Source organism: Endobacterium panacihumi (genome assembly GCF_050847465.1).
In the GTDB taxonomy this organism is placed as follows: Bacteria; Pseudomonadota; Alphaproteobacteria; order Rhizobiales; family Rhizobiaceae; genus Neorhizobium; species Neorhizobium panacihumi.
Genome location: NZ_JBOZRA010000013.1, coordinates 16776 through 39830, shown reverse-complemented (window position 1 = coordinate 39830; position 23055 = coordinate 16776). Strand labels below are relative to the sequence as shown.

The window sequence follows — 23055 nt, the reverse complement described above, 5'->3', positions numbered from 1 at the left end:
CCGGATCGCGCAGACGGAGAGACAGTTGCAAACTGCCCGCACCGAAGATCGCAAGAAAGATACGCGCGAGAAAATCCAGCTCGGCGGTTTGGTGGTCAAAGCCGGTCTTCGCGAAATGAACAAAGCCGTACTTCTGGGATGGCTTGGTGAACTCGCGGAACGGCTCAAGAGCGATCCGGGCGAGTGGGCGAGACTGGAAGCGATCGGCAAAAAAGGGTTTGAGGATGACGGGCAAAAAGGTGACGCTCCTGATCATGCCGGCAGCATTAATGCTGGCGGCGGTGATCGGGATGAAAGGGATTGAATTCTGGTTGGCCGGTTTCGGCACAAGCGATCAGTCCTATCAAACGCTCGGGCGCATTGGCCTTGCAGTCCCGTATGTCGCCGCAGCACTGCTCGGCGTCATCGTTCTGTTCGCAACGAAAGGCTCGCTGTTCATTCAATGGGCTGGTTGGGGCGTGATGCTGGGTGGCCTCGCATCGGCGGCGCTTGGCGTCGGCGGCGAGGTGTCGCGACTTATGGCGCTGCAAGCCAATCAGCCTAATGTTGACCTCGGGCCGCTTGTCGATTGGTTCACAATCGGCGGGGCGGCCGCGACCTTCTTTGTCGCGATGTTCGGCGTGAAAGTCGGACAGCGCGGCAATATGGCATTTGGCGCGACTGGCCCAAAGCGCCTCAAGGGCGCTCGGGCGGTCCATGGCGCCAATGACTGGATGCCCATCGCCCAGGCGGCGAAACTCTTTCCACCCACCGGTGGCATTGTCGTGGGTGAGAACTACCGTCCTGACGACGATACAGTCGGCCAGGTCGGTTTCGATCCACGCAGGAAAGAGACATGGGGAAAGGGTGGTAAAGCTCCCCTGCTCTGCTTCGATGCGGGGTTCGGTTCGACGCATGGCCTCGCCTTTGCCGGATCGGGTGGCTTCAAGACAACCTCTGTCGTCATTCCCACGGCGCTTAAGTTCAAAGGCTCGCTGATCGTCCTCGATCCATCGACTGAGATTGCGCCGATGGTCACGGACCATCGCTACCGCAATCATCAAAAAGTGCGGTCGCTCGACCCACGAACTCCGCACGTTGGTTTCAACGTCCTCGACTGGATCGGCCAGCACGGCAATACACCGGAAGAAGATATTGCATCTGTCGCGGCATGGCTGATGAGCGAAAAACCGCGCGTGTCATCCGGCTCGGATGACTTCTTTCGGACAATGGCCGAACAGCTCATAACCGCGATCATTGCTGACACGATGATGAGCGATCGGGAAGAAACCGAAGAAGATCCAGACGAAGACCCGGAGTTTATGACTGGCGAAAAGTCGCTGCGCATCGTGCGCCGGCGACTGGCCCAGCCAGAAAAGACGCTGCAAGCGAAGCTCGAAAAGATCCACAAGAACACGTCTTCCCGGTTCGTGAGGGAGAACGTCGCGCCGTTCATCAACATGACCGAACAGACCTTTTCAGGTGTCTATGCGACCGCGACCAAGGAAACGCACTGGCTGTCCTATGACAACTATTCGGCCATCGTGTCAGGCAACACCTTCAAGACCGAAGACGTCGCCGCCGGCGACATCACAGTGTTTATCAATATCGACCTTTCGACACTCGAAAACCATCCGGGCATGGCCCGCGTGATTATCGGCGCATTTCTAAAGGCGCTCTACAATCGCAATGGCGATGTGTCCGAACGCGCCCTCTTCCTGCTCGATGAAGCTGCACGCCTCGGCTATATGCGGATCATCGAGACGGCCCGCGATGCCGGCCGTAAGTACGGCATCACATTGCTACTCCTGTTCCAGTCGCTCGGCCAGATGCGCGAAGCGTTTGGCGGCCGCGACGCGACCAGCAAATGGTTCGAGTCCGCGTCCTGGGTATCGTTCGCGGCCGTCAATGACACCGACACCGCGGACTACATTTCCAAACGCTGCGGTACGACCACGATCGAGGTCGATCAGGTAACGCGCAACTCCAACGGTGGGCGAAGCGGCCGAACAAGGTCAAAGCAATTGACCCAAAGGCTGCTGATCTTGCCGCACGAAGTTACCCAGATGCGAACCGATGAGCAGATCATATTTACCAGCGGCAACCCGCCGCTGCGCTGCGGACGATCTATCTATTTCCGGCGTGAGGAAATGGCGTCGAGGGTCGGTGCCTCAAAGTTCACTCCGAACCAAAAGGCAGACGCTGAGGTAGAATAACGGAGGCCTTACGGGCCACGTTTCCCACAAGCTGCGGCATTCTCTTCGGCGCTATTGGGGAGCGCGTTCATGCCTTCGCCTGCTACGACCGCCCCCATGGGGCAGCCTTCGGCCCTCCGGGCTGGAAAACCAAACTGACCGACCTAGCGCGTAGCTCTAGGTCCACACGTCCCTTGAGAGCAGAGGCGATAGAGTCTCATATGAATGGAGTTCAATATGCGTTTTGCAAGGTTTGGTCTTGTTGCCGTCACCGCCATTATCCTTACCGCCTGCGGCCAAAGCGGGCCTACTGAGGAGCAGGTTCGGAATGCTGTCAAAACAGACATGAGCGCCGAATATGCAGCTGCGGTTAAGCAGTTCGGCCCGGAGCCAGCGGCCCTACATGCAATTCCTGATGGTCTTTATTCGATTGCGGCCGTTGATAACCTTCGTGCGTCGGACGAAGCGACCTATGCTGCCGACATTACAATTGAGCTGACCGGCAATGGGCGAAAGACAACAAGGGCAATTGTGCTGCGCCAGATCGAAGGCACATGGTCTGTAATCCATCCCAACAGATAGGTGCGGAAGCCGTCCCGGCTCGGTTTACCACAAGACTACGGCCATCTCTTCGGCGCAATTTGGATAAGCGCGTTCTGGCCTTCGTCTGCTGCGACCGCCCCCATAGGGGCGGTCTTCGGCCCTCCGGGCTGGAAAACCGAACCGGGCCGGAACCCGGTTCATGAGAGCCGCCCTTTAGGACGGCTCGGCGCTCATCAGCGCATCCAAAGCGGCCTCGTCCGCTGCGTGCTGCTGCATCGCTGCTGCAAGCTCGGCCTCGATCTGGCGGCGTTCTACAGCATCCATCGATACCGCCAGCTCGGCACGCAGTTCCTGAATGTGGTCATGTGCAGTCATCGTCAGCTCCTTTGTTTTAAAACAAAGGCTCGGCTCCAAGGTGGACGGCTTGGGTCAACGACCGCGAAGCGGCCCGAAGGGTGGATGGGGGAGCCGATTTTGTTGCGCAGCGGCAAAATTGGGGGAACCGTCCATGGTTGACGCATGACGGCCAGCTTGGTCCAATAGCCCCATGTTGAGAGAGAAAACACCTCTCCGTATGGCACCAGCTCTTAGCGAAGAGATCGGCCACACTGCTCGGCTCCGGCAAGGGGCTGGTCCTCGCCATGCTCTCCGCTGCGCGGATGCGCGTGGCTCCGGTCCCTCCTTCGTTGCCCCTGCCCTCCCCTGCGCTTCGCGGCGTCCTGAAAGTGTCGGGACGAGGGGCGTCTGCCCCTCGCTCCGCTCGGTATGTTCGACGGCCTGCGGCGCGTCGAACAAGGGGCGGGGGTTAGCCCGCCTGTAACCGGATCATCGGCTTGTTTGCCGCGTCCGGACGCCAACGTTGGTAATCGAAGATCTCGATTGTCGTTCCCGCTGCGCCCTCGCCCTGTGCGACGATCGGCGCCAGAAGTTCACCGAACTGATCGGCGTGTAGGCACTGATGGCAATCTGTCTGCCCGGTCATGTGGTGGATCTCTACGCGATAGAGACGGGTGTTATCGTTGCTCATGATAGCCTCCCCTGCTCGGCTCGGCCGCCGAAGCGGCTGAGCCGGAAGGCCGGTCCATTAGGACCGGCGATCGCTGTTGAGGTAATCGTTCGGGATGACGGCCAAGATCGTGTCGTCGTCTTGGCCCGGGTAGCGGCCGAGGTTCGCGTACCAGCGGGAGTGTCCGGTGTTGAGAGTCAGAGCCAGGTACGGCTTGTCATCTGCGTTGAGCCGTTCCCAGATGCCGCCAACCTCGACGTTCTTACCCTTGGGGCTGCGAGCGAAAAGCCGGTACTTGGGGGCTTTCTCGTTGTCGCTGTTGACCGGCTCGCCGGCCACGTCGATGTCGAAAGAGAGGGTGGCGATGTTGCCGGTAATTTTGGTGCCGTCGATCTGGATGAAGTTTGCGAGGGTGTCGGTCATTGTGATGCTCCTTGATAGCGTGTTGCCGATGGGAGCTTTCAAAGGGTGGGTACGGGTTGGACCGCACCGAAGGCCGTAGCGCAGCGGAGGACCGGGACCGGATGCGATTTTGTTTCGCGAGGAATGCCGAAGGCAGGGGAAAATCGTAGCTGGGCGCGGTTGCTGGCCGACACGCCACCCTTAGCTTCCCATCGTCGGCAATACGTGAATCTTCAAGGGGCTTCGCAAGGGGGTGATCGCCCCCCCGCTTTCATTGCCACGCCGGCATGATTATCGGACTGGACCGCCCTTGGCTTGCCCCTGAGACTGTTTGATGGCCTGTGCTTGCTCACGCGCCTGGGAATGGCCCTTATCGAGCGTCTTCAAAACCTGCCGCGCCATGGTGAGCTGCTGAGGGTCAAGTCCATGCTTCTGGGCGACTGGATCAAGGTTGCGGGCTGTCCGCACCTTGCCAATATCATCACCGAAACGATGCTCGAATGAGCGGATGGCCTTGTCGATCTCGGCGGACTGCGCCTCCGACAATGGCTGTTTCTTCTCGATGGCATTCATCATGCCGGCGTCTGGCAAACAGATCTCGACCTTACCGCGCTCTGCAAGCTGCTGTTTTTCGGCGGCGACTGTCTGGCGGATGCTGTGAGCTGCCGTAATCATCTGATCAGCAACGCCGCGCAAGCCTGATCGGGCAGCAACAGCGTTGCGGTAGTCTTTCCGCTCCTGCATGCTCGAAAAGACACCGCCCGCACCCTTGTAGGGTCCATAGGATTCCGGGTCCAACTCGATGCGCTTGACCACCGAACGGTCGTCAATTTTACCATTGATGGCCGCTTCTCGAATATCAGCAATAACCTGCGCCGGGTCTTTGTAGACAGCCGCGGCCATGCGTTCGAGTGCCCGGTCGGCATCCTTGAATGCCTCGGTCGCACCGAGGGCCTGTGCAACGTCCTCTTTGGTCGCGGCCGGGTCCAGATCGCGTTTCGGGATGATAACCGGACCGGGTTTCAATGTTTCCGCAGGACCAAGCCCAGGCAGACCGCGCAGCGCGTCGGCGGTCTGGGCCTGGTCCAAGGTGCCGATCCGGACGAACGGTTTCAGATAGGCGTCGAGGTGGCCCTTTCCGGGGTTCTCAAGCTCCTTGGTGAGCGCATTGAGGTAGTCGGTTTTATTGGTCTGCTGCCAGTCGATGTTCATGCCGGCACGCCGGCTCAGCTCGGCGTGCACGGTCATGATCGTGCGGCCGTTTCCGTCGAGGAAGGGATGCGCGTAAGCCAGCAGCCCCATAACCTCGCCGGATTTGGCCCGCATGGTGTTGCGATTGGTGGCCATGTCCAAAGCCATATCGACCGCGCGCCGGGAATCTCCCGGATGGGCAAACAGATTGAAATTGCCGTTCTTGCCGATCGCACTGTCAGGTGCGGTCAACGTCCGGTCCTGACCGGCCCAAGGATAGACGCTCGAGAACAGCTTTGCATGGGTCTGCAAAACGTCCTCATAGGTCAGCGTCGATTTGGATTTCAGGTTTTCGAGAGCGGAATCTAGGGCGCCACGGAAAGCGGCATGTTCCAGCCGCTTTACTTTGGTCTCGTCCAGACCTTGGGTATTCCTGAGATAACCTTTGGTCGAATAATCACCGAAGGGATCGAACGTCATACTGATGCTAGATAATCGCCGTAAAGAGATGTGGCCTTGTCGGCGGTAATAACGCCCTTGCGCTGCATCGTGACGACAAGATCCTCGATCTCGTCATGCACGACCTCATCGCCGGCGAGGCCGGTGATGGTATCGGCCAGTTCGTCGGTTGCGGTGCGCTCGGCAACAATGCCGTGCTGCCGCGCAATCGCGCGAATGGTTTCCTCCGGGGTGGCTTCATTATTGGTGCGGATAGCGTGTGCCATGACGATCCTCAGATTTGTTAAATCACTATGTAACATAGATGGTTAGGTGAATCGAGGGATGGTGCCCCCTTTTCTTTGGGGGCGGCCTAAGCCGCCGCCCGGTTTTCCTGCAATGTATGAAGGTAGTCGGCTGCGGCCTGAGCCTTCGAAGCCGCCTTGAATATAAGGCGTTTATCCTGCTTCAGAGCCTTAAGCCAACTGGCAATATAGGATGCGCTTTCGGGGCGCACGTTAGCGGTAATGTGAAGGTCTGAGCACAAGAAGCAAGCCGCAATTTCTACCACCAGCTCCTCGAAGGCATAGTCCTGGGACCGCATATCGGTGGACTTGATGCGATCGAGGCGCGATTTGGCCCCTGTCCAATGGGCGGTTTCGTGAAAGAGGGTCGTATAGTAGCTCTCGGGGTTCTCGAAGGCCGCAAACGGCGGCATCTTGATAAGGTCCAAGGCTGGGAAGTAAGCGGCTTTGTCGCCCTCATGCCGGACGCGAGCACCGGTATTGGCAATGAATTGCTCGGCGGTCGCGATGCGTTGATCTTCGGGCAATGGCTCGGGCGAGAGATAGTAATCTTCGGCCAGGCCATCGATCTGCGAGACGTTGAAGACGGTGTAGCCCTTGAGGTACGGGATTTCCCGGTCCTCGTCCTGACCCCGGCCGTTATCGACGGTGCGGGTGACGGTGCCATATTTGACAATCGTGGTGCCCTTCTCGCCCTTGCGAACCTGACCACCAAGCTCCATCGCCTGCTTGTAGGTCATGAACCGGTCGAACTGGAATTCATTAGCGGCCGACGCGATCCAAAGCAGGAGAACATTGATGCCGCGATAGGGTTCGCCGGTCGAGCGGACGGGGCGGGGGAAGCTGCCACCGATGTTCTTGGCGCTCCATGGCTTCATCCATGGGCGGGTGCCGGCCTCAAGGGCTTCAACGATAGTGTCCGTGATGCGCTGATAGGTATCTGTGCGGGCTTCGCTCATGGCGATCTCCTTTGCCTCGTCTTGCTGACGGTGGCTAAGAGACAGGGGGTAAAGCGGCTGGCGCACCCGAAGGGCCGGAATGAAATGGAGGGCGTCAACACCCTTAAAATTTGGTGCGCGAGGAAGGCGAACGGCCGGGGAAATTTTCAGGGCGGCGATGCTGCGCCAGACGCGCCCGCTGTCAGCCGTCCGTCAATCAAAGCAAGACAAGGCAAAGGAATGCTGCGACCTGCCCGCTATATGCTCTGCGCGTCATGACCGGCGTTTTCTGGCGCCGGCCGGCATTGCTTTGGATGAATATGGATCGGGAGCCTATTGGCCCCCTGTCCTTCCCTGCTGTGCCTCAAGGGCATCCATCATAGCGGCCAGTGCGGCATCCCCTGATGTGATCCCCATGGACTGTGCCAATATCCAGAAACGCTCCCGGTTGGCCTCGGTCGTGGCGATATTGAGCTTGGCGGTCTTGTTCGACCGGCGAAGGCTGCGAGCATCAAAGCTCGATGGCTCTGGCTCGACCGCCTTTTTCGGCTTGGCCGGGGCATGGCGCGTGGTGAAATTGTTGCGCTCTGCCACCTCTTTAACCGCCTCCGTGGTGTCGGCTGGCGGCGCTGTACGCGGCTTGAAGGCTGTCATATCCCCGAGATCGGGCAGATCGAGTGGTACGCGGTCCTTGCTCATGCTGCTTCAACCTCTGTCTGGCGCAGAACGTTGAGAACTGCGGTTGCAAGCTCCTGGGCGTTGACCAACGCCGCCTGCGGGTTTGATACATCATCTGTGGACAGATCAAAGATCGTGCCGCCAAGCTGGAACATGGCGCTGAATGCAGCGCGATCCATCATTGCTGCTGGAAGGATCGGTATGCCCTTGTCCTCAAGGCTGGTGCGGATATGGCGCTGTTCCCGGCTCTGTAGGGCCGAGGTCATTGAGAAGATAACCCGGTAATTGATCTTGCGCCGGAATGCCTTGCTCTCGCGCTCGATAAGGGAAATCACCCTGCCCGCTTGGTCGGCGTCGAGCTGCTTGCCGCGCATGGGAATAAGCACGAGGTCCGCACGGCTGATTGCGTAGCTGGCCGTAAGGTTTGCCGATCCTTCCAGATCGACAATCACGAACGGATGTTCTGCAGCCGAATTGTCGATGGCATCAACAATGGTTTCCTCGTTGATGCCGCCAAGCACCCGCAGCTTCTCGGGTACCGTGTCGCTAAACCTGCTCTGCCATGTGGCTATGGGCTGGTTGGGGTCAGCATCAATAAGCGTGACGTTCGATCCCGCTTTGGCGAAGACCTGGGCCAAGACAAGGGCAGTCGTGGACTTCCCCACGCCGCCTTTGGTCGAGCAAAGTACGATTACCGGCATTGCCAATCTCCCTTCCAACTGAGTTCCTACCCAGTTCTATACAATAAAGAAGTTACCACATTGTCACTTCCAACGCAGTTGGAAGCCACCTTAAACCCGGCACATGGTCGCCACAAGGTCACATGGAACCGACTTGGAACCGGGTTCTTTGTCAGAACCGAGTTAGAACCGATCTGGTTCTATGTCGGTTCTGAGTTGGAACCGATTTGGGAGCACGGACAAAAAATCCGCCCCTGAAGGGGCGGCGTGAAGGTCAGCCGGTTTTGGCGACTTTCTTATTGTCGTTGTCGGCCTTGCCGTCGAACTTCGCATCGTAGCTTAGGGAGATCGAGAAAAGAGGGGGGAAGCCGATGGTCACACCGATTTTGAGCGTACCCTGATGCTGAGCCATGCTGAACAGCTTCTTGATCAAGCCCATGATGCGGCGACCGGTGACACGGAGGAAGGTGATGGTTTGTTTCATGGCGGTTCTCCTAAAAATGATGATTTCGCATGGTGCGTAGCTAATGCAACGGCGTCCGGCCGTTTTTCGCATCGCGCAGCGATCGCAACGACGTGGAGAACCCGCAGGGTTGCTGAAAACGGTCAGCCGCTAAATTCGCGCAGCAGACCATCGAAAAGCTCATCATTTTGACCGCCATGAAACAGGCCAGCACCGGTGCGCGGCACACATTTCGACCTGGGCGCAAGAAGCTGTTCAGCTTGGCGGATGAACGACGCGACGGTGTGACCATCGGCTTCCCCCCGGCGATCTACCGCGATGCGTCATGAGAAAGGCCGACAACCTGCCTTAGTCGCCAAAACCGGCTGACCTTCACGCGGAGCGGAGCGAGGCGTTGTCCGTGCGGGGGTAGGGGAGCGCGAGGGGAGGGGCTTTAGGGGCTCCCCTCGTTCCAGACGGCAGGCGCTCGATGCGCCTGCCGGTTGGCCGGGCCGGTCCTGTTATCGGACAAACCCGAAATACTCGCCAACGCTGGGCGGATACTGCTTGCCAGCCTCGGCCAGCATGGCAATCATATCGGCATGTTTCAGTCCGACAATCTCGAATCCCATGGATCGGGCTTTGAGAATAAGCCCCTCAAGGTTGGGGTATTCTTCAAGAGCGCCACCAAGCCATAGCTCGGTAGCGTCCGTTTCCTCGTCGGTGACGAAGGCGGTAAGAAAGAAGGTGCGCAAGGCGGATCATAGCCAATGGTCGCCTCTGGGTCAGCTTCCGTCTCTGATCTGACTTCTACGGTGTAGCGGCTCATCGTTTGCCCTCGTCGGTAATCGGCTCGATATCTCGTATTTCAAGGAAGGCGACTTTTTCGCTGCGCTCCCTTCTAAGAGGATCAAGGTTTACATAGACACGGTCTGAAAATGCAGCACTGCATAAGCGCCAGATTGTGCCCTTTCGCCCCACACGTTTTTCCGGCTCCCCGTCGAATGACACTGACGAGCCAGTTACGCGCACCCGTTGGCCTAGTCGCAGCCAATTTTGAGCAGAGGCAACGAGTGCATCTGTCTCAGCTTTTGAAAAAGCCTTTCGGGTTGTCCGGGCAAAAGGCGTTTGCGGATCAGCGCCCAGGAGTTCCAACCGTTGTTCTTCTGACAGGTCCTGAAACCATTGCACTTCATAATTGGGCGTCCACAGTTCTGGTCGCTCGGTCGTGACTTGGTGGAAATGCTCGATGGTCGGACCACCGAACAAATCCGGTTGGACGCCTGCAAGGCGCTTTTCATATTGGGCTTGCCTGTATTCTGCTCGCCAACGGGCATCGGTCCCTATCTCAAACCGCTCCACGTCCTGCCGCAAGCTGGCCCACATCGATGCCTTTTTCATCGGGGCTTCCCTTAGAGCAATGCCAACTGTTGGGCGGGGTGAGCGGAAGGGCGGGGCGTCGGCTTCGCCGCGATCCGCGCCACCTCTGCGGCGCGACGGTCGCGGGCCTCGGCAAAGTCAAAGCACACGATTTCGGTAATGATGCTGGTGTCTTTCCACTCGTCTTTGAAAAGGGCGGTATCGATCCCCACGCCCGCCTCCATTGCAAATCCGGTCGTCTTCTCGAAATCGACGCCCTTACCGCTGGTGCGGCGCTCATAGAAACGACGCCCTGAATACTGAAAGGCGGCTGACTGCTGCGGGACAATGAAAGCGCCGTGGTCGGCCAGCTCGGCGGCAATGTCGATGATGTGAAATTCAAACTCCGCACCGCGATAGCGGGGGCCGTTCGCGCTGCGGCGGACCTTGCCAAACGGGGGATTGCCAACGGCAATATCAAACCGGCCTAGATCGAGCTCGCGCCAGTCGAATACATCGGCATTGATCCAACGCGCATCGGGCAAGAGCTTGCGCCCTACGTCGCAATATTTTGGGTTGATCTCGATGCAAGTCAGTTCGGTGACGCGGCTCCCATACTTGGCCCGCTCTCCGATAAAATAAGAGAGAATGCCGATACCGGCGCAAAGGTCGACGACGCGACCGCCCGCGCCATCAAGGGCGAAGTCTCCCGCCAGATCATAAGGGGTGAAGAACGCGCCCGCTGCGCCGTTGATGAACTCCGCGCCCTCGTGCCAATTGCGGAACACAAATTCCCGCTCGTCCTCTGAAAGCCGGTCTTTGGTCAGAATTGCCTCTGCCTCGGCATGGGCCTTGCGCTGCGCCTTTGTCAGTTTTGCCATGAATGGTTATCTCCTTTTCCCGCGAAGCGGCTCCCTGCCTGATCGGGCAGGAGCCCCGCTCCTGCTCCCGAGCATTCGGCGACCCGAACGGCGAAGAGGGGGGCAAGCCCGAAAAGGGTAGGGGGGACCACCCACGCGCCAGCGCGCGACGGCGAGGATCCGCGTCAGCAAATCCGCGCCCGCGTCCTGCAACGAAAAGACCTAGCCCGGCTTGTCCGGCCAGGTAGCATGAAGTGAAGGATGGGGGATGCCCTTTTCGGGCTTGCTGGGGAGAGGGGGCCGCTCCCTCTCTCCCCTCCTGCAGAACGAAAGCAAGCCCGCCAATCGGCGGGCTTTCATTTTTCTGATCCGGTCGCGAGGCTGGCGGCCGCCGTCAGTCCATGGCCGTCAGCAAAGCCCGCGCCCGGTATTCCTCATGGGTGAGATCGCCAGCGACATAGGCGGCGGTCGCGGCTTCAAGATCGAGGTCATATTGATATCCGGCCCGCGCGATCATGGCGCGAGCCTGATCGGTGGCCGACTTTCGAGCGGCGATGGCCTCGGGCGACTTGTCGGGCTGCTGGTCGTTCATGGTGATCTCCTACATTCCGGCGTAGTTTTCGGCCTGGGCGGGCGAAGCCGCCCCAAGCCGGGAATGCAAGTCGGCAAGATCCTCGACAATATCGAGGATCATAAGGCGCTTTCCAGCATCGACGACATTGGCGAAGGCGGAATTGAGCTCGATGCCTTCGGGCGTTGTGACGAACCGGAAAACCGGTTCGTCCTCGGCCAGCTCGTCGCGGGCTTCCCCGAAAAAGTAGCTGATCGGCACATCGAGCGATCGGGCGAAGGCCACCAATGCAGCCGGATAGGCGCGGTTATCGCCCTTCTCGTATTTGACCACTTGTTGATGGGAAATCCCTGCGGACAGGCCAAGATTGGCAAGGGTCATATTGAGCGCCTTGCGGCGGCTTCTAATTCTGGCGCCGATCTCTTTATCGAGGGAAGTTGGCTTCTTGGACTCAAGACTCATTGTTCCGGCCCTTCAAATACGGACGGTCAACATTCTGACGATGATGAAAAGAAGCCGCCCGAACAGGGCGGCGGAGTGAAATCAGTACGGCATGTTGTTCGGGTAGAGGAAATTAGGCTGGGGAGCCGGGGCGGAAGCGACAGCGCCCCCGCCATTGCCCCAGCTCTTGGTCATTCCTCTGAAGACGAACAGCGCCAGCATAGCCGCGAACATCGGGCCAAGCACGATCAGGATAACGGCTTGCGCTGCGGTGACGACTGCGCCCCAGACAATTCCGGCATGTTTGAAGTTCTGGAAGATCACGACGCCGCCAAGGATTGCAGCACCGGCGACCATAGCCGGGAAAGCCCACGGTTTTCCGGCCAGGTAGCCGGTATGGTCGGCCAGATAGAACGCGCCATGGTAGAGGGCAGCGACAAAGCTCAACAGGGTGAGCCTTTGGCGGGTGAACGGCCTATAGCCGGTCTTTGTCTCGACCACTGAATGAAGCACACCGATGGCCACGACCGCGCCGATGATCCCGACCAGTCCAATTGCTATTTTCATATATAGCTCGTCCATGGTGTAACCCCTTCTATAGTGCGAACATTCTCCGTCGCTTTGTGACATTGGCACTATAGGGCCAATGAATCCGTCAAGCTATCGGGAAGCCCCGAAGCTCGGAAATGTTTAATTGTAGAGATGAAAAAGCCCGCCAATGGCGGGCTTTAGAGCTAGTGTGTCGGCCAGCCTATGTCGGTGTGGATGAAGTCATTGCCCTTATAAGCAACCTTCGTCCGGTAGGCTCTCGCGCAAGCGTAGCTGAAACAATCGCCAAGATTCAGCTTGGCAGCGTGGTTGATGATCTTCCCGTACACCTGGGCTGCATCGACGGCTTTTGTTCCAATATCGCCCGAAATCGGAACCTCTCGGGCCTCCATGTCAGCGATGAATTGTTCGACCAAGGCACGCGCCGTCGAGAACATTTCAGGTGTGGCCGGGTTGTCTTTCCCGGCCAAACGCCGCGCGACGGACAGCGTAGCCTCAAGCCTCATGACAGAGGACACGTAAAAGGGGCCGCCGTCACTTTCCAGCCGTTCCATGAGAGCAGGACCATCGTCCTCCTTGGCGATGATGGCGACTGCCACTGAGGCATCGATAAACAGCATGCTTAATCCTCGCCCCACATTTCATCTGTTTCCTGCTTATGATCGCCGGGATGAAACGGACCTGCGGCATCAGCCATGGCGAGGGTCTTGGCGAGACGTTCGCGGATGGGCAATTTGGCCTTTTTGCTGGCAATCGCGCTCTTGAGCGCATCCTTGACCGCATCGACCTTGCTAGTTTTTGTGATGGCGATAAGCTCGCTGGTGAGCCTGTCCACCTCTGGGTCTTTGATGTAAAGCGGCATGGCAACATATCCTTTCGAGGATATTATAATATCCTAGTTTTCATATCTCTTCCAGTTCAAAACCCCGCCCCCTAAAGGGCGAGGTCGTGGCGGGAAGGGGAGTTTGAGGGGAAGGGGAGCGGGCTTCCCCTCAATCGGACGGTGCCACCTCCTGCGCTATTGCGATGAAATCCGCTGGCAGTCCGAACGCCTCGACGGCAAGGGCGCAAGCGTCCTCTAGTTCTTCCCACTTCACCGATCCTTCGGACTCGATGAATGCGGCAATCAGCTTGCGGCAAGCGAGGCCCGCAAGGCGCGGGTCGGGGGTCTGATCAAGCGCGATCTCGGCGCTGAACAGGGACCGGGGCCAGTCGGCAATCGAATAGGCATCGAGCCAGCTTGGGCCGTGAGAATTGCGCAGCGCCTGTAGGGTGCCGGTGGTTTTGGCGTTCATCCAGTCGTCGCGCAGCGCGGCTTTCCAGTCGCTGCCATGTTCCAAGGCGTAAGCCTGAACGGCTGCATGTTCGTCGCTGGTGAGGGGGCGAATATCGGTCATGGGTCTATACCTCAAGAATGGGGGAACCCGGCCACGCAAGGAGCGACGTGGCCGGGGGTGCATTGGCTGATTATTCAGCCGCTGCGGGGAACTGGTGGATTTCTGCGCCCTCGGCCTCGTCGGTCGGGGCCGGGGCAATGCGGATATGCGGCGGGAGCCAGCCGGTGCCTTTGACTGACTTGAAAGCGTAGTCAGCGGCGTCGGCCTTCTTCATGCTGGAAACACCAGCGGCGAAGTCAGCGCCGCAAACCTCGGCAACAGCCGCGCCGATGCTCTGGCGGTTCAAGTGGCTGAAATAGGTGTCCACGGTCGGGGTGAAATAGTCGCCCATCTTCACATTGAGGGCTTGGCCCAGCTGGTCGGCATTGGCGAAAGCCTGTTTCCGGTCGCCGGAATATTTCAGCTCCACGGCGTTGACCGAATGGGCGGCGGCGAAGGCCATCAGGTTCAAAAGCTGATCGCGGGAACGCTCCATGAGGTATTCCCAAAGGTCGTCGCTATCGCCGGGGAGGGAATGGCCGAAGTTCTCCTTGAGGCTTTCCCAGCCTTCAAGCGCCTTGTTCTCGTCGGGGCGTTTCATCGATCCCTCAAGGCGTTCATGGGTAAGGCTGATCTGCAAGACGCTCTGCGCCTTCCCCATCATGGCGCGGCCACGATAGATGGTGCTGAGCAGCAGGGCATGGACCACGGCGACAAGGGCCATATCGGAATTGTTCGCCATTTCGAGACGCAGCACGGCGGTCTTTTGGGCGGTCAAATCCTCGATCAAGGTTGCCGAATGGGAGAGGGTCGCGGCCTTTTCCTCGCCCTCGTCGTCGTCGCTGTCGATGGGTTCGCCGCTTGCGGCCTGTGCCTTCTTCTTGACGTCCTCGGCCTTGACCATGCCACGGGTGACGCTGAGTTTGCCGTGATAGTCGATCAGCACCATGACGCCGGAATAGCTGCGGTCCTCGTCGGTAAAGACCTTTTCGCGGTTTTGCAGATTGTCGATCTGCAATTCCAGATCGGAGAATCGATCCTCTGCGGCCTCGTCCTCTGGTCCTGCCTCGATCTGCGCGGCCAGCTCGTCGCGCTGCGCCTCAAGCTCGGCCAGCTTGGCTTTGTCGTCCTCGCTGAGTTCGACCGTCTTGGCGTAAATGCGATCCATGGAATAATAGTTGTTGGGCTGCTGCATGTGGATTTCAACCCACTTCCAGCCCTCGGCCTTGACGGCTTCGGCCTCGGCCTCAAGCTTTTCCGCCACCAGCTTATCCAGCAATGCCGGATCACACGCAAAGCCGCCGTTCATGTCAGCGAACAGGTCACGGCGAACCGGGCCACCGGCAAGCTCGTAGGCGTCCAGACCACCAATGAAGACCACGCGCTTATCGCTGGCCTCGACTTCATCGCCGGTCAGGCGGCGCTTGATGGTGTCGGCGCTCTTGTCCCATGCCCCGGCGATGGACTTCCAGACTTCTTCCTGTCGGGAGTGATCGTCGGTGATGGTGAAGGCGGCCAGCTGGTCAAATGCCATTTGCTCGGCGCGGTAGGCTTCAAACAGCACCGGGGAAACACGCGCCAGCGCCAGACGGCGCGTAACCGTGTTTTCGGTCGTTCCGAAGCGGGCGGCAATGTCCTTGACGGTCTTGCCGTCATCGAACAAGGCTTTGAAGGCGGTGAACTGGTCGGCGGGGTGCATGTCCTCGCGCATGACGTTTTCGGTCAGGCTGATTTCTGTGGCGTCATCGCCCTGCTTCAACTTGGCCTCGATGGCGAAGTCTGCCGCGATCTGGCCGCGCTCGGCCAGCAGCATGAAGGCGGCGTGACGGCGGCCGCCAGCGGTGACGAAGAAACGGCCCTTTGTGGCTTTGCGAATGACGATATTCTGCAACTGACCTTGTGCCAGCAGGGATGCGGCAAGGCCCTCGATGCTCTCGGCGGTATAGGTTTTGCGGACGTTCTTGGGGTCAGCGTCCAGCTTGTTCAATGGTACGGTGATGATCTCGGACATGGGGTGAAACTCCTATTTTTCCCTTTTCCCGCGAAGCGGAAGCACCTGCCTGATCGGGCAGGAGCCCCGCTCCTGCTCCCGAGCATTCGGCGATCCGAACGGCGAAGAGGGGGGCAAGCCAGAAAAGGGCAGGGGGGACCACCCACGCCAAAGGCGCGCGGTAACGCGGATCCGCGCAGCAAATCCGCGTCCGCGTCCTGCAACGAACAGACCAAGCGAGGCAAAGCCTGCGCCTGGTCGCATGAGTGAAGGATGGGGGATGCCCTGTCTGGCTTGCTGGGGAGAGGGGGCCGCTCCCTCTCTCCCCTCTAAGATTGGATCAACCGGCCATCGGCCGAGATTCAATGCAGACAAAGACGAGCATCGGAGCTTTCAGCATAGCGCCGCCCCTGGGCGGGAAAGCGGGAATTCTCGACACGGTTTTGACCGGAAACAGGGTAGCCGCAGGAGGCTTAGCATAGCGCCGCGAAGCGAAAGCCGGGACCGACTGCCCCCGGCAAAACCGTTCTATGTTGATCTAATATCGCGTTATTCGATGGCATCAATCGCAGATCTTGAACTATTGCCATGGTTGTTATTGTCGATGAAGACTAGCCATGGTTTATATTATTCGCGCCATTGGTGCATCAGTACCTCCGGTCGCGGCTGACCCCCCATAAGTTGCGACCGGAGTTTATTCGGCCGCGTTTCGTTGGCCGTAGATTTCGCCTAGTTGCTGGTGCATGTCTCGGGCCATTTCTCGGAACTGGACGCTACCCGGCCAGTCTCGGCTTTCACCCTCTTTTTCCAGCCGGCGCACGGCACGGCGGACGCGATCGACAATCGCGGCCGGGATGTGGATTGCGTATTCTTTACCGATATGTCCGGGAATGCGCCGTTCCTCAATCTCGACCAGCTTGGTGTGCTCGAGAAACTTTATGAACGGGCCCAGGGTATTTTCAGCCATACCAAGCTTCCGCGAAAGGACGGGTCGCGTGACAGGCAAACCGTCGGCGGCCAGCCGCGCCATGAATGGTATCAGGCCGAGAGCCTTGAGCTTTCGGGCCGGGGTGTCGCAGCCGCGGTTGGTGATGACGAGGCCGACTATATCGAGCCATTCTTTCGGGACCATCTGGCCGTATTCGACAATATCTTCGTCTGGCTCGCTCGTGTTAGCGCGCTTGAGATCGCGTTTGAACATCTCGACCACTGGACGAGGAACCTGCAAACGCTGGACGTTGATCTGTGTGCCAGGCACTTTATGCAGCGCGGCCGAAACGAGCTTGAGGCTTTTGAGATAGTCGAGCGGACGATTCAGACCGGGAAATGTTGTCCCGAGGCGTTCGGCCAATTTGGTTTGAGTTAGGTCCGGATCTTCTGCAACCAGGCGGCAGATAACGGTGTAGAGGCCGACGCATTTTATCGCCATTGACTGGTTGATCGTGTCGCCACGCGAGCAGATGATTTTATCGACGGCGTATTGGTAATATACTGGCCCCAGCTGCGCCGGCAGCTCCTGTCTGGAATTTACGTCCACGCGTCGTTCCCCCGATTAGAAAACGACAGTTTAGCGCGACGGATTGACCCCGATAGGGCGAGACAAACCAATTGCGAGGTTGGGTTTCCTTGCCGGCAGGCGTCTCCGTAGGAGACGGCGGCGGGCTTTAGGAAGCCCCCGAAGTGAGCCGGATTTGGCTCGATAAGCCCTTTAAGGGCGGGGAAAGCCGGGTCGGGCGATAGCCCGGATGCGCCAAAAATAGTCTTAAATGCACGTCCTAACGTCACTCAAAGGCTCCCTGCGCGATACAACACCCCCCCATGCACAAAATTAGAAGACCAAATCCCGGCTTTTTTCTTGCGGGCTTCGTCTTCGATCAATCCATAGGTACTCTCGATCGGCTGACCATTCTGACGAGCGGCCAATGCCATTCCAGCTTCTAGGGCCAGCTTTGCGATGTCATCTCCATTGGGCAAAAAGCATCGCCCATAAATGGAGGCATAACCGGCTGACCCCTCTTCCAAACACTTGACCTCGTATCCAAGAGTGAGCTGCGTAAGCCATCCTGCAGAAACGACGCCACAGCGCCATGCTACATCATTGTAGTGCGCGATCTGATCCATCGCACACGCCTCGATGCCATAGAGCTGAACAGAAACGTTCGCTCCAAGCATCTGAAATTGGCTTCCATTGACCACGGAAACCTTGCCGCTCATTGACTGCGCTACAACTGGTGATGTTGAAAGCACAATCGCTGATAGGGCCAAAGCCCATAGTTTGGACAATTGCTCCACGGCAAGCCCTTAAATAACAAATGTTAGCTTCAAACTGTTCGAAAGCGTCTAATACGATCTATTTCCGGGCTAAATGCCCGTCACAGCTTACGTATTCACGTTCACTTTTATGTCATCAACGGCTTTAGAACGATAGTTTGCATAGTGTTCACGCGCGGCTTGGTCAGTTTCTTTTGTCCGAAGCTGCGCTAACGTTATGCCCCCGAATATACCCATGATCTGCTCTTGGACATTTCGGTACATCGCGCGCAAAGTACACTTGCCGCCGCTCAAATAGCAGTCGCAATCGGGCCGCCGATCGCACTCGGTAAACTTCCAGCCGGTCTCGCGTTCACCCACGGCGACGACTTCCGAAAGCGGAATGTCGGCCAGGTCGCGCTTGAGTTTAATGCCGCCATAGCGGCCTCGCGACGTGCTGAGAAGGTTTGCAAGCGACAGATCGAGAACGATTTTTTGGACGACGAAGCCTGATGCAGCGATGGCGGAACCGATTTCAGAGGCGGGCACCCATCGATCTTCCATCTGGGCGGCCAGATAGAGCATGATCTTGATGGCATTGTCCGTGCGGGTCGTCATCTGCATGGCCGGCCTCCTAATTTATCGTTCTGGGCGGATTTCCGCGCCCTTTTCTCGGCTTACGCCAATGGAAAAGCGACGGTTCCAGGTGCAAGTTTCCTTGTTCGGCTCGCGTGACCATTGAGTTTAGATAAGCTCCGGGCGTCGTAATAATACCCTCTGCGTTCTTTTCAAAGATCAGGGCGACCGCAACGGCGGCCCTTTCCCGGCCTAAAAGATGCGCCGCGGCCTTCCATGTCGATTCAGGGATTTGCATTCCGGCGCGGACCACCCCAGCGGCGGCCACAACCACGTCATCCCAGGTCGCCACGCCGTTCTTGGCGTACACCCATTCCCAAAAACCGGGGCACAGCGTCTTGATCGTTGTCAAATCGATCGGCTGGGCATTGATTTTTCCGTCTTGCGCCGGCGCTTCCGCGCTCTCAGGCTTTATTCCAAAGCCCTCTTCGCCGGCAGTGCCGGCGTCTAACAAACCGAGTTGGGCCGCGTTAGCGGCTCGCCGTTCATCCTTGTACAAATCGTGGATTTTTTTCTCGGTTGTATTCTGTATGTGCGGCTCGCTGACGGACCCCAAGGGGCTCATATTCATGTCGAATGAATTGCCTTCGGCTCCTGTCGTCGCCTCGGCGGGGGCAGGGCGGGCAGTCGAACCATTGCGGAATCTATCGACCGCTGCGGTGTATGCCGTATTGGCCCGCTCAAGGACGGCCGCGATACGGTCGCAAAGGCTTTCGAGCCGTGCGGTATCGCAACGGCCGCGACGGGCATATGCCAATGTTGCCAGCTCGTCGGCGCAATCTTCCCAAGGGCCGGGAAGTTCGTTCTCGGTGGCCGCTTCCAAGATCGAGGTCAGCATTTTTCGCTGTCTCGTAAACTGGTGGGCCAGGTTGCGGGTGTGATCGGAACGGCGGCGCTCTTCTGCGGCGACCTGTTCCAGCTCGGGCGTTCTGATCCCAAGGGGAGCCAGATCGATACCGTAGCTGCGATCCAGCTCGATCTTTCCGGTGTGAGCATTGCGGCGGCCGACGCGGCGACCGTTCGGGCTATCTTTGAATGCGATCAGGCCGGCCTCGGCCAAGGCGCGAAAGTTTCGCTTGAGCGCGGCCGGTGAAAGGCCTGTCTGATCCATTAGCCTCTGATTGTCCGGCCATGCGAGCGGGCGGCTGTCACCTTCCCAATCGCAATCGCGGGTAAAGCTGGCGATCATGTTGATGATCTCGCGACCTTGGGCAGAAACCCCGATGAGTTTCGCGGTCATGTTGAACGCAAGTAGGGCGCGGTCTTTGGCAACTGCCGTCTGCGCGCCCCATTGCTCAGCGAGCAAATGGGCTTTGTTTATTCCAGGCGTCATTGCCCGGAATCCGGTTGGTGTCGACATAGGATCTCCTTGAAAATGGCAAAGCGATCCCGTCGCCAGAAGCGGCGTTTTTGATTGACAAAATTTCCGGAGAGACTATCTTCGAGAGCAAGTTTTCCAGCTGCTCTAGGGTTTGGCGACCCAGGGTATGAAGATAGGCTCCGTCGCTTCGGCTACGGGGCCTTTATTCTTTTTGGGCTGTCTTCAAACTTCATCCTTCCAATCTTGATCTGAGACATTGGCATTGATGCCGGATTCGCGGTTGACATGCAAGGCCACTCAAAAGCGCTTAACGTTTCTGAGGACCGTGTTTAACGAACGTGAGGAACGCGATTTTATTTTTCTGCGGATCGACATTTTTCAAAAATGAGGACCGTTCCGCAGGAATGTTAAATCGCCCCGCCCTTTTGGGACGCCCTGGCTCGCGACTCGGTGCGAATCTGGCACCCGGCCAATTCTACTCCCTTTCGTTAATTTACCAGTAACCATCTGCAATCCAGCCGTGACCGGTCCTGCCTTGGCCGTGGATAACGACCTGGGCGAGTTGCTGTGATGGAAGTGAAAAGAGGACAGGGGGAAGGCTATAGGGGAGCGCAGCGGGCTAATCTTGTCTGTATAATTTGGCCCGCGCGTCACAAAACCCCCATGCCGATCAATTGCCGGTGTGTATTACGGAACGAAGTTGCTTAACTTCTTCAGTCTCTACGATCCGCAAAGCCGTGGAATGACCACGGTTTTGCCTGTTGCGGATTACTTCTTTCTCGATCAGCCCCCGCTCCAGTAGGCGGGTAATCAGCTTGTGTGCTGTCGAAGGGGTGATCCCGTAAATCTCCCCAATTCGGGCTGTCGTCACCGGCTCGGGTCCATCCTGCAAAGCATTGATGGTGAGCAGTACGGCCACCTGTTGAAGGCGGGCCGGCCCTGTTTCGTCGGGTAATATGGATTCAACAACCTGTTTCACCAGATGCCATACGAGTCGGTCTTGCGGTTGCATCCCTTTTAACTTTCACATATAGAAAAGTCTAGCCATCGAAATTGATGGTGTCTGGGCTTTTTCTTAGTCGGAAAAACGCCTTTAGGCGATTCCGACTGGTGGTGCTGTCGAGTTACACATTCCGCCCAACCTTGCAAAAACCATCCAGCCCAGGAAGGTTTTCCAGAGGGTGAGGTTGACACGAATAAGAGTCTAAATCAGAACCACCAGCGCAACATAGTCATATGACTTTGAACGCTTAGGGGGCGGGCATGAGTAGGGACGGCGCGAAAGAGTCTCGGCGGAGGCTTGAAAACAGCCTGCGCGATGCGCTCGGCCAAATCATCATCGAAGCACTCGACGACCCGCTTGTGGTCGAAGTGATGCTCAATCCGGACGGAAATATTTTCATCGAGCGCATTGGCGCCGGAATGGATATCGCCGGCACCATGACCTCCCATGATGCTGAAATCGTCATCGGCAAGGTCGCCCACGCTCTCAAAACCGAAGTCGATCAGGACCGCCCGATTATCTCGGGCGAGCTGCCGCTTGGCGGGCATCGCTTCGAGGGGCTGTTGCCCCCAGCTTCGCCTCTGCCAATGTTCACGATCCGCAAGAAAGCCTCCATGGCGATCCGGCTCGACAAGTACGTGGCCGACGAGATCATGACGCCGGCACAGGTCGACGCGATCCGCGAAGCCATCGGGGCACGCAAGAACATCGTCATTTCGGGCGGTACGGGAACGGGCAAGACCACGCTGACCAATGCGATTATCGCGGAACTGGTCGAGGTGACGCCCGATCACCGCTTGGTCATTCTGGAAGACACCGCCGAAATTCAGTGCGCGGCGGAAAACCACGTCATCCTGCATACGACAGATACGGTCGATATGGGCCGTTTGCTGAAATCAACGATGCGCCTTCGGCCGGATCGCATCATCGTTGGTGAGGTGCGTGATGGCGCAGCCCTCACGCTTCTAAAAGCCTGGAATACCGGCCACCCCGGCGGGATCGCAACGGTTCACTCCAATTCGGCCCTTGCGGCTCTCACCCGCCTTGAACAGCTCGTCGCGGAAGTAAGCTCCCAGCCTATGCCCGAAGTCATCGGGGAGGCGGTCGATTTGATCGTCTCCATCGAGCGCACCCCGAAGGGGCGCGTGGTTCGGGAAATTCTCAAGGTCGATGGGTTTCGCGAGGGAAAATATCTCATCACGCCAGTTGGTAAGCCCAACTCCAAAACTCAGGGAAATCTCCATGTCGCGTAAATTTCTGACGCTTCTCGGCTTCGCGGCCGTCTCGCTTATGATGGTCGAACCCGCTTTCGCTGGTGGTGGCGGCGGCGGTCTTCCTTGGGAAGCCCCGTTGCAGCAGATTCAGCAGTCCATCACCGGCCCGGTCGCTATGGGTATCGCCCTGATTGCCGTTGCGGTCGCGGGCGGCATGCTCATTTTTGGCGGCGAGATCAACGACTTTGCCAGACGTCTCGCCTATGTCGTCCTTGTCTGCGGTATTTTGCTCGGTGCGACGCAGGTTGTTGGCCTGTTCGGCGGCGGCGGTTCCTCGATCGGTGTTCCGCTCGAGGCGCACCAGACTGTGACGCTGGATCGTGCGCATGGCTGAGCAGGAAAGCCGACTGGATAGGGTGCGGATTCACCGCGCCCTCTCACGTCCAACCCTGCTTTTCGGGGCTGACCGTGAGCTTGTCCTCGTGACCGGGCTAACTGCGGTCATCCTCATCTTCGTGGTGCTGACGGTCGTTTCTGCCGTGGTTGGCTTCGCCATTTGGATTCTTGTCGTCGGCGCGCTGCGCATGATGGCGAAGGCTGATCCGCTCATGCGCCAAGTCTATCTGCGGCACATCAAATACCGCTCGTACTACCGGCCCACCTCAACGCCGTGGCGGAAATACTGACG

The 23055-nt window shown here is 58.2% G+C and carries 31 protein-coding genes; 6 read left to right on the top strand and 25 right to left on the bottom strand.

Annotated elements, in window-relative coordinates; all coding sequences use genetic code 11:
* Positions 1-25 precede the first annotated feature (25 nt).
* From traD to ACRQ1B_RS28695, 3 genes are all read left to right on the top strand, one after another.
* A complete protein-coding gene (traD, locus tag ACRQ1B_RS28705) occupies positions 26-304 on the top strand; it encodes a conjugal transfer protein TraD (protein WP_432297735.1) in 279 nt (92 codons plus the stop codon).
* Entirely contained in the window at positions 225-2195 is a 1971-nt protein-coding gene (gene traG / locus ACRQ1B_RS28700) for a Ti-type conjugative transfer system protein TraG (protein ID WP_432297733.1), read from the top strand. Before traD ends, traG begins: the two co-directional genes overlap by 80 nt.
* 216 nt (positions 2196-2411) lie before the next feature.
* A complete protein-coding gene (locus ACRQ1B_RS28695) occupies positions 2412-2756 on the top strand; it encodes a hypothetical protein (RefSeq protein WP_432297732.1) in 345 nt (114 codons plus the stop codon).
* Between the two features lie 174 nt (positions 2757-2930).
* Here the strand turns inward: ACRQ1B_RS28695 and ACRQ1B_RS28690 are convergent, their stop codons facing one another.
* The 25 genes from ACRQ1B_RS28690 to ACRQ1B_RS28570 all read right to left on the bottom strand — a co-directional run bounded on the left by ACRQ1B_RS28690 (position 2931) and on the right by ACRQ1B_RS28570 (position 21129).
* Positions 2931-3092 carry a hypothetical protein gene (locus ACRQ1B_RS28690; protein WP_432297730.1) on the bottom strand — a complete coding sequence of 54 codons (162 nt, stop codon included), beginning with the start codon at positions 3090-3092 and terminating at the stop codon, positions 2931-2933.
* A 430-nt stretch (positions 3093-3522) separates the two neighbouring features.
* On the bottom strand, positions 3523-3744 hold the full coding sequence (locus ACRQ1B_RS28685; RefSeq protein ID WP_432297728.1) for a hypothetical protein: 222 nt from the start codon (positions 3742-3744) through the stop codon (positions 3523-3525).
* A gap of 57 nt (positions 3745-3801) precedes the next feature.
* A complete protein-coding gene (locus ACRQ1B_RS28680; protein WP_432297727.1) occupies positions 3802-4146 on the bottom strand; it encodes a DUF736 domain-containing protein in 345 nt (114 codons plus the stop codon).
* A gap of 270 nt (positions 4147-4416) precedes the next feature.
* The gene (locus ACRQ1B_RS28675) at positions 4417-5796 is read right to left on the bottom strand and encodes a Fic family protein (RefSeq protein ID WP_432297726.1); all 1380 of its coding nucleotides are present in this window, start codon (positions 5794-5796) and stop codon (positions 4417-4419) included.
* Positions 5793-6041: a hypothetical protein gene (locus ACRQ1B_RS28670; RefSeq protein WP_432297725.1), complete on the bottom strand. Its 249-nt coding sequence runs from the start codon at positions 6039-6041 to the stop codon at positions 5793-5795. Before ACRQ1B_RS28670 ends, ACRQ1B_RS28675 begins: the two co-directional genes overlap by 4 nt.
* An 86-nt stretch (positions 6042-6127) precedes the next feature.
* Positions 6128-7018 (bottom strand): ArdC family protein, encoded by an 891-nt coding sequence (locus ACRQ1B_RS28665; RefSeq protein WP_432297724.1) that lies wholly within the window; start codon positions 7016-7018, stop codon positions 6128-6130.
* A gap of 312 nt (positions 7019-7330) precedes the next feature.
* Complete coding sequence (locus ACRQ1B_RS28660; RefSeq protein WP_432297723.1) at positions 7331-7696, bottom strand: hypothetical protein; 366 nt, start codon at positions 7694-7696, stop codon at positions 7331-7333.
* Positions 7693-8376 carry a division plane positioning ATPase MipZ gene (locus ACRQ1B_RS28655; protein WP_432297721.1) on the bottom strand — a complete coding sequence of 228 codons (684 nt, stop codon included), beginning with the start codon at positions 8374-8376 and terminating at the stop codon, positions 7693-7695. Before ACRQ1B_RS28655 ends, ACRQ1B_RS28660 begins: the two co-directional genes overlap by 4 nt.
* A 253-nt stretch (positions 8377-8629) precedes the next feature.
* Positions 8630-8839: a trans-acting factor B gene (locus tag ACRQ1B_RS28650; RefSeq protein WP_432297720.1), complete on the bottom strand. Its 210-nt coding sequence runs from the start codon at positions 8837-8839 to the stop codon at positions 8630-8632.
* Between the two features lie 40 nt (positions 8840-8879).
* Positions 8880-9110 carry a hypothetical protein gene (locus tag ACRQ1B_RS28645; RefSeq protein WP_432297719.1) on the bottom strand — a complete coding sequence of 77 codons (231 nt, stop codon included), beginning with the start codon at positions 9108-9110 and terminating at the stop codon, positions 8880-8882.
* A gap of 208 nt (positions 9111-9318) precedes the next feature.
* On the bottom strand, positions 9319-9552 hold the full coding sequence (locus tag ACRQ1B_RS28640; RefSeq protein WP_432297717.1) for a hypothetical protein: 234 nt from the start codon (positions 9550-9552) through the stop codon (positions 9319-9321).
* A gap of 70 nt (positions 9553-9622) precedes the next feature.
* Positions 9623-10198: a hypothetical protein gene (locus ACRQ1B_RS28635; RefSeq protein ID WP_432297715.1), complete on the bottom strand. Its 576-nt coding sequence runs from the start codon at positions 10196-10198 to the stop codon at positions 9623-9625.
* 11 nt (positions 10199-10209) lie between these two features.
* The gene (locus ACRQ1B_RS28630) at positions 10210-11037 is read right to left on the bottom strand and encodes a class I SAM-dependent methyltransferase (protein WP_432297714.1); all 828 of its coding nucleotides are present in this window, start codon (positions 11035-11037) and stop codon (positions 10210-10212) included.
* A 373-nt stretch (positions 11038-11410) separates the two neighbouring features.
* A complete protein-coding gene (locus tag ACRQ1B_RS28625; RefSeq protein WP_432297713.1) occupies positions 11411-11608 on the bottom strand; it encodes an antitoxin VbhA family protein in 198 nt (65 codons plus the stop codon).
* 9 nt (positions 11609-11617) lie between these two features.
* Entirely contained in the window at positions 11618-12049 is a 432-nt protein-coding gene (locus ACRQ1B_RS28620; RefSeq protein WP_432297712.1) for a helix-turn-helix domain-containing protein, read from the bottom strand.
* 81 nt (positions 12050-12130) lie between these two features.
* Entirely contained in the window at positions 12131-12595 is a 465-nt protein-coding gene (locus ACRQ1B_RS28615) for a hypothetical protein (RefSeq protein WP_432297711.1), read from the bottom strand.
* A 167-nt stretch (positions 12596-12762) separates the two neighbouring features.
* On the bottom strand, positions 12763-13197 hold the full coding sequence (locus tag ACRQ1B_RS28610) for a type II toxin-antitoxin system VapC family toxin (RefSeq protein WP_432297709.1): 435 nt from the start codon (positions 13195-13197) through the stop codon (positions 12763-12765).
* 2 nt (positions 13198-13199) lie between these two features.
* On the bottom strand, positions 13200-13439 hold the full coding sequence (locus ACRQ1B_RS28605; protein ID WP_432297708.1) for a type II toxin-antitoxin system VapB family antitoxin: 240 nt from the start codon (positions 13437-13439) through the stop codon (positions 13200-13202).
* A 130-nt stretch (positions 13440-13569) separates the two neighbouring features.
* The gene (locus ACRQ1B_RS28600; protein ID WP_432297707.1) at positions 13570-13974 is read right to left on the bottom strand and encodes a hypothetical protein; all 405 of its coding nucleotides are present in this window, start codon (positions 13972-13974) and stop codon (positions 13570-13572) included.
* Positions 13975-14044: 70 nt separating this feature from the next.
* On the bottom strand, positions 14045-15964 hold the full coding sequence (locus tag ACRQ1B_RS28595; protein ID WP_432297705.1) for a ParB/RepB/Spo0J family partition protein: 1920 nt from the start codon (positions 15962-15964) through the stop codon (positions 14045-14047).
* A gap of 673 nt (positions 15965-16637) precedes the next feature.
* Positions 16638-17480 (bottom strand): hypothetical protein, encoded by an 843-nt coding sequence (locus ACRQ1B_RS28590; protein WP_432297704.1) that lies wholly within the window; start codon positions 17478-17480, stop codon positions 16638-16640.
* Between the two features lie 248 nt (positions 17481-17728).
* A complete protein-coding gene (locus tag ACRQ1B_RS28585) occupies positions 17729-18157 on the bottom strand; it encodes a thermonuclease family protein (protein ID WP_432297702.1) in 429 nt (142 codons plus the stop codon).
* A gap of 165 nt (positions 18158-18322) precedes the next feature.
* A complete protein-coding gene (locus ACRQ1B_RS28580; protein WP_432297701.1) occupies positions 18323-18817 on the bottom strand; it encodes an RrF2 family transcriptional regulator in 495 nt (164 codons plus the stop codon).
* A gap of 10 nt (positions 18818-18827) precedes the next feature.
* Positions 18828-20189 (bottom strand): plasmid replication protein RepC, encoded by a 1362-nt coding sequence (repC, locus tag ACRQ1B_RS28575; RefSeq protein ID WP_432297700.1) that lies wholly within the window; start codon positions 20187-20189, stop codon positions 18828-18830.
* 631 nt (positions 20190-20820) lie between these two features.
* The gene (locus tag ACRQ1B_RS28570; RefSeq protein ID WP_432297698.1) at positions 20821-21129 is read right to left on the bottom strand and encodes a MarR family transcriptional regulator; all 309 of its coding nucleotides are present in this window, start codon (positions 21127-21129) and stop codon (positions 20821-20823) included.
* Positions 21130-21413: 284 nt separating this feature from the next.
* Here ACRQ1B_RS28570 and trbB point away from each other — a divergent pair, with 284 nt between their 5' ends.
* From trbB to ACRQ1B_RS28555, 3 genes are read left to right on the top strand one after another with little or no spacing between them, the layout of a single operon-like run.
* On the top strand, positions 21414-22406 hold the full coding sequence (trbB, locus tag ACRQ1B_RS28565; RefSeq protein WP_432297696.1) for a P-type conjugative transfer ATPase TrbB: 993 nt from the start codon (positions 21414-21416) through the stop codon (positions 22404-22406).
* Positions 22396-22761: a TrbC/VirB2 family protein gene (locus tag ACRQ1B_RS28560; RefSeq protein WP_432297694.1), complete on the top strand. Its 366-nt coding sequence runs from the start codon at positions 22396-22398 to the stop codon at positions 22759-22761. The genes trbB and ACRQ1B_RS28560 overlap by 11 nt, the downstream gene beginning before the upstream one ends.
* Complete coding sequence (locus ACRQ1B_RS28555; protein WP_432297692.1) at positions 22754-23053, top strand: conjugal transfer protein TrbD; 300 nt, start codon at positions 22754-22756, stop codon at positions 23051-23053. Before ACRQ1B_RS28560 ends, ACRQ1B_RS28555 begins: the two co-directional genes overlap by 8 nt.
* Positions 23054-23055: the final 2 nt, after the last annotated feature.

Coding starts and splice junctions, on each gene's coding strand:
- traG (WP_432297733.1), top strand. CDS start 225: ATGACGGGCAAAAAGGTGACGCTCCTGATCATGCCGGCAGCATTAATG.
- ACRQ1B_RS28695 (WP_432297732.1), top strand. CDS start 2,412: ATGCGTTTTGCAAGGTTTGGTCTTGTTGCCGTCACCGCCATTATCCTT.
- ACRQ1B_RS28690 (WP_432297730.1), bottom strand. CDS start 3,092: ATGACTGCACATGACCACATTCAGGAACTGCGTGCCGAGCTGGCGGTA.
- ACRQ1B_RS28685 (WP_432297728.1), bottom strand. CDS start 3,744: ATGAGCAACGATAACACCCGTCTCTATCGCGTAGAGATCCACCACATG.
- ACRQ1B_RS28680 (WP_432297727.1), bottom strand. CDS start 4,146: ATGACCGACACCCTCGCAAACTTCATCCAGATCGACGGCACCAAAATT.
- ACRQ1B_RS28675 (WP_432297726.1), bottom strand. CDS start 5,796: ATGACGTTCGATCCCTTCGGTGATTATTCGACCAAAGGTTATCTCAGG.
- ACRQ1B_RS28670 (WP_432297725.1), bottom strand. CDS start 6,041: ATGGCACACGCTATCCGCACCAATAATGAAGCCACCCCGGAGGAAACC.
- ACRQ1B_RS28665 (WP_432297724.1), bottom strand. CDS start 7,018: ATGAGCGAAGCCCGCACAGATACCTATCAGCGCATCACGGACACTATC.
- ACRQ1B_RS28660 (WP_432297723.1), bottom strand. CDS start 7,696: ATGAGCAAGGACCGCGTACCACTCGATCTGCCCGATCTCGGGGATATG.
- ACRQ1B_RS28655 (WP_432297721.1), bottom strand. CDS start 8,376: ATGCCGGTAATCGTACTTTGCTCGACCAAAGGCGGCGTGGGGAAGTCC.
- ACRQ1B_RS28650 (WP_432297720.1), bottom strand. CDS start 8,839: ATGAAACAAACCATCACCTTCCTCCGTGTCACCGGTCGCCGCATCATG.
- ACRQ1B_RS28645 (WP_432297719.1), bottom strand. CDS start 9,110: ATGGTCACACCGTCGCGTCGTTCATCCGCCAAGCTGAACAGCTTCTTG.
- ACRQ1B_RS28635 (WP_432297715.1), bottom strand. CDS start 10,198: ATGAAAAAGGCATCGATGTGGGCCAGCTTGCGGCAGGACGTGGAGCGG.
- ACRQ1B_RS28630 (WP_432297714.1), bottom strand. CDS start 11,037: ATGGCAAAACTGACAAAGGCGCAGCGCAAGGCCCATGCCGAGGCAGAG.
- ACRQ1B_RS28625 (WP_432297713.1), bottom strand. CDS start 11,608: ATGAACGACCAGCAGCCCGACAAGTCGCCCGAGGCCATCGCCGCTCGA.
- ACRQ1B_RS28620 (WP_432297712.1), bottom strand. CDS start 12,049: ATGAGTCTTGAGTCCAAGAAGCCAACTTCCCTCGATAAAGAGATCGGC.
- ACRQ1B_RS28615 (WP_432297711.1), bottom strand. CDS start 12,595: ATGAAAATAGCAATTGGACTGGTCGGGATCATCGGCGCGGTCGTGGCC.
- ACRQ1B_RS28610 (WP_432297709.1), bottom strand. CDS start 13,197: ATGCTGTTTATCGATGCCTCAGTGGCAGTCGCCATCATCGCCAAGGAG.
- ACRQ1B_RS28605 (WP_432297708.1), bottom strand. CDS start 13,439: ATGCCGCTTTACATCAAAGACCCAGAGGTGGACAGGCTCACCAGCGAG.
- ACRQ1B_RS28600 (WP_432297707.1), bottom strand. CDS start 13,974: ATGACCGATATTCGCCCCCTCACCAGCGACGAACATGCAGCCGTTCAG.
- ACRQ1B_RS28595 (WP_432297705.1), bottom strand. CDS start 15,964: ATGTCCGAGATCATCACCGTACCATTGAACAAGCTGGACGCTGACCCC.
- ACRQ1B_RS28585 (WP_432297702.1), bottom strand. CDS start 18,157: ATGAGCGGCAAGGTTTCCGTGGTCAATGGAAGCCAATTTCAGATGCTT.
- ACRQ1B_RS28580 (WP_432297701.1), bottom strand. CDS start 18,817: ATGCAGATGACGACCCGCACGGACAATGCCATCAAGATCATGCTCTAT.
- repC (WP_432297700.1), bottom strand. CDS start 20,189: ATGTCGACACCAACCGGATTCCGGGCAATGACGCCTGGAATAAACAAA.
- trbB (WP_432297696.1), top strand. CDS start 21,414: ATGAGTAGGGACGGCGCGAAAGAGTCTCGGCGGAGGCTTGAAAACAGC.
- ACRQ1B_RS28560 (WP_432297694.1), top strand. CDS start 22,396: ATGTCGCGTAAATTTCTGACGCTTCTCGGCTTCGCGGCCGTCTCGCTT.
- ACRQ1B_RS28555 (WP_432297692.1), top strand. CDS start 22,754: ATGGCTGAGCAGGAAAGCCGACTGGATAGGGTGCGGATTCACCGCGCC.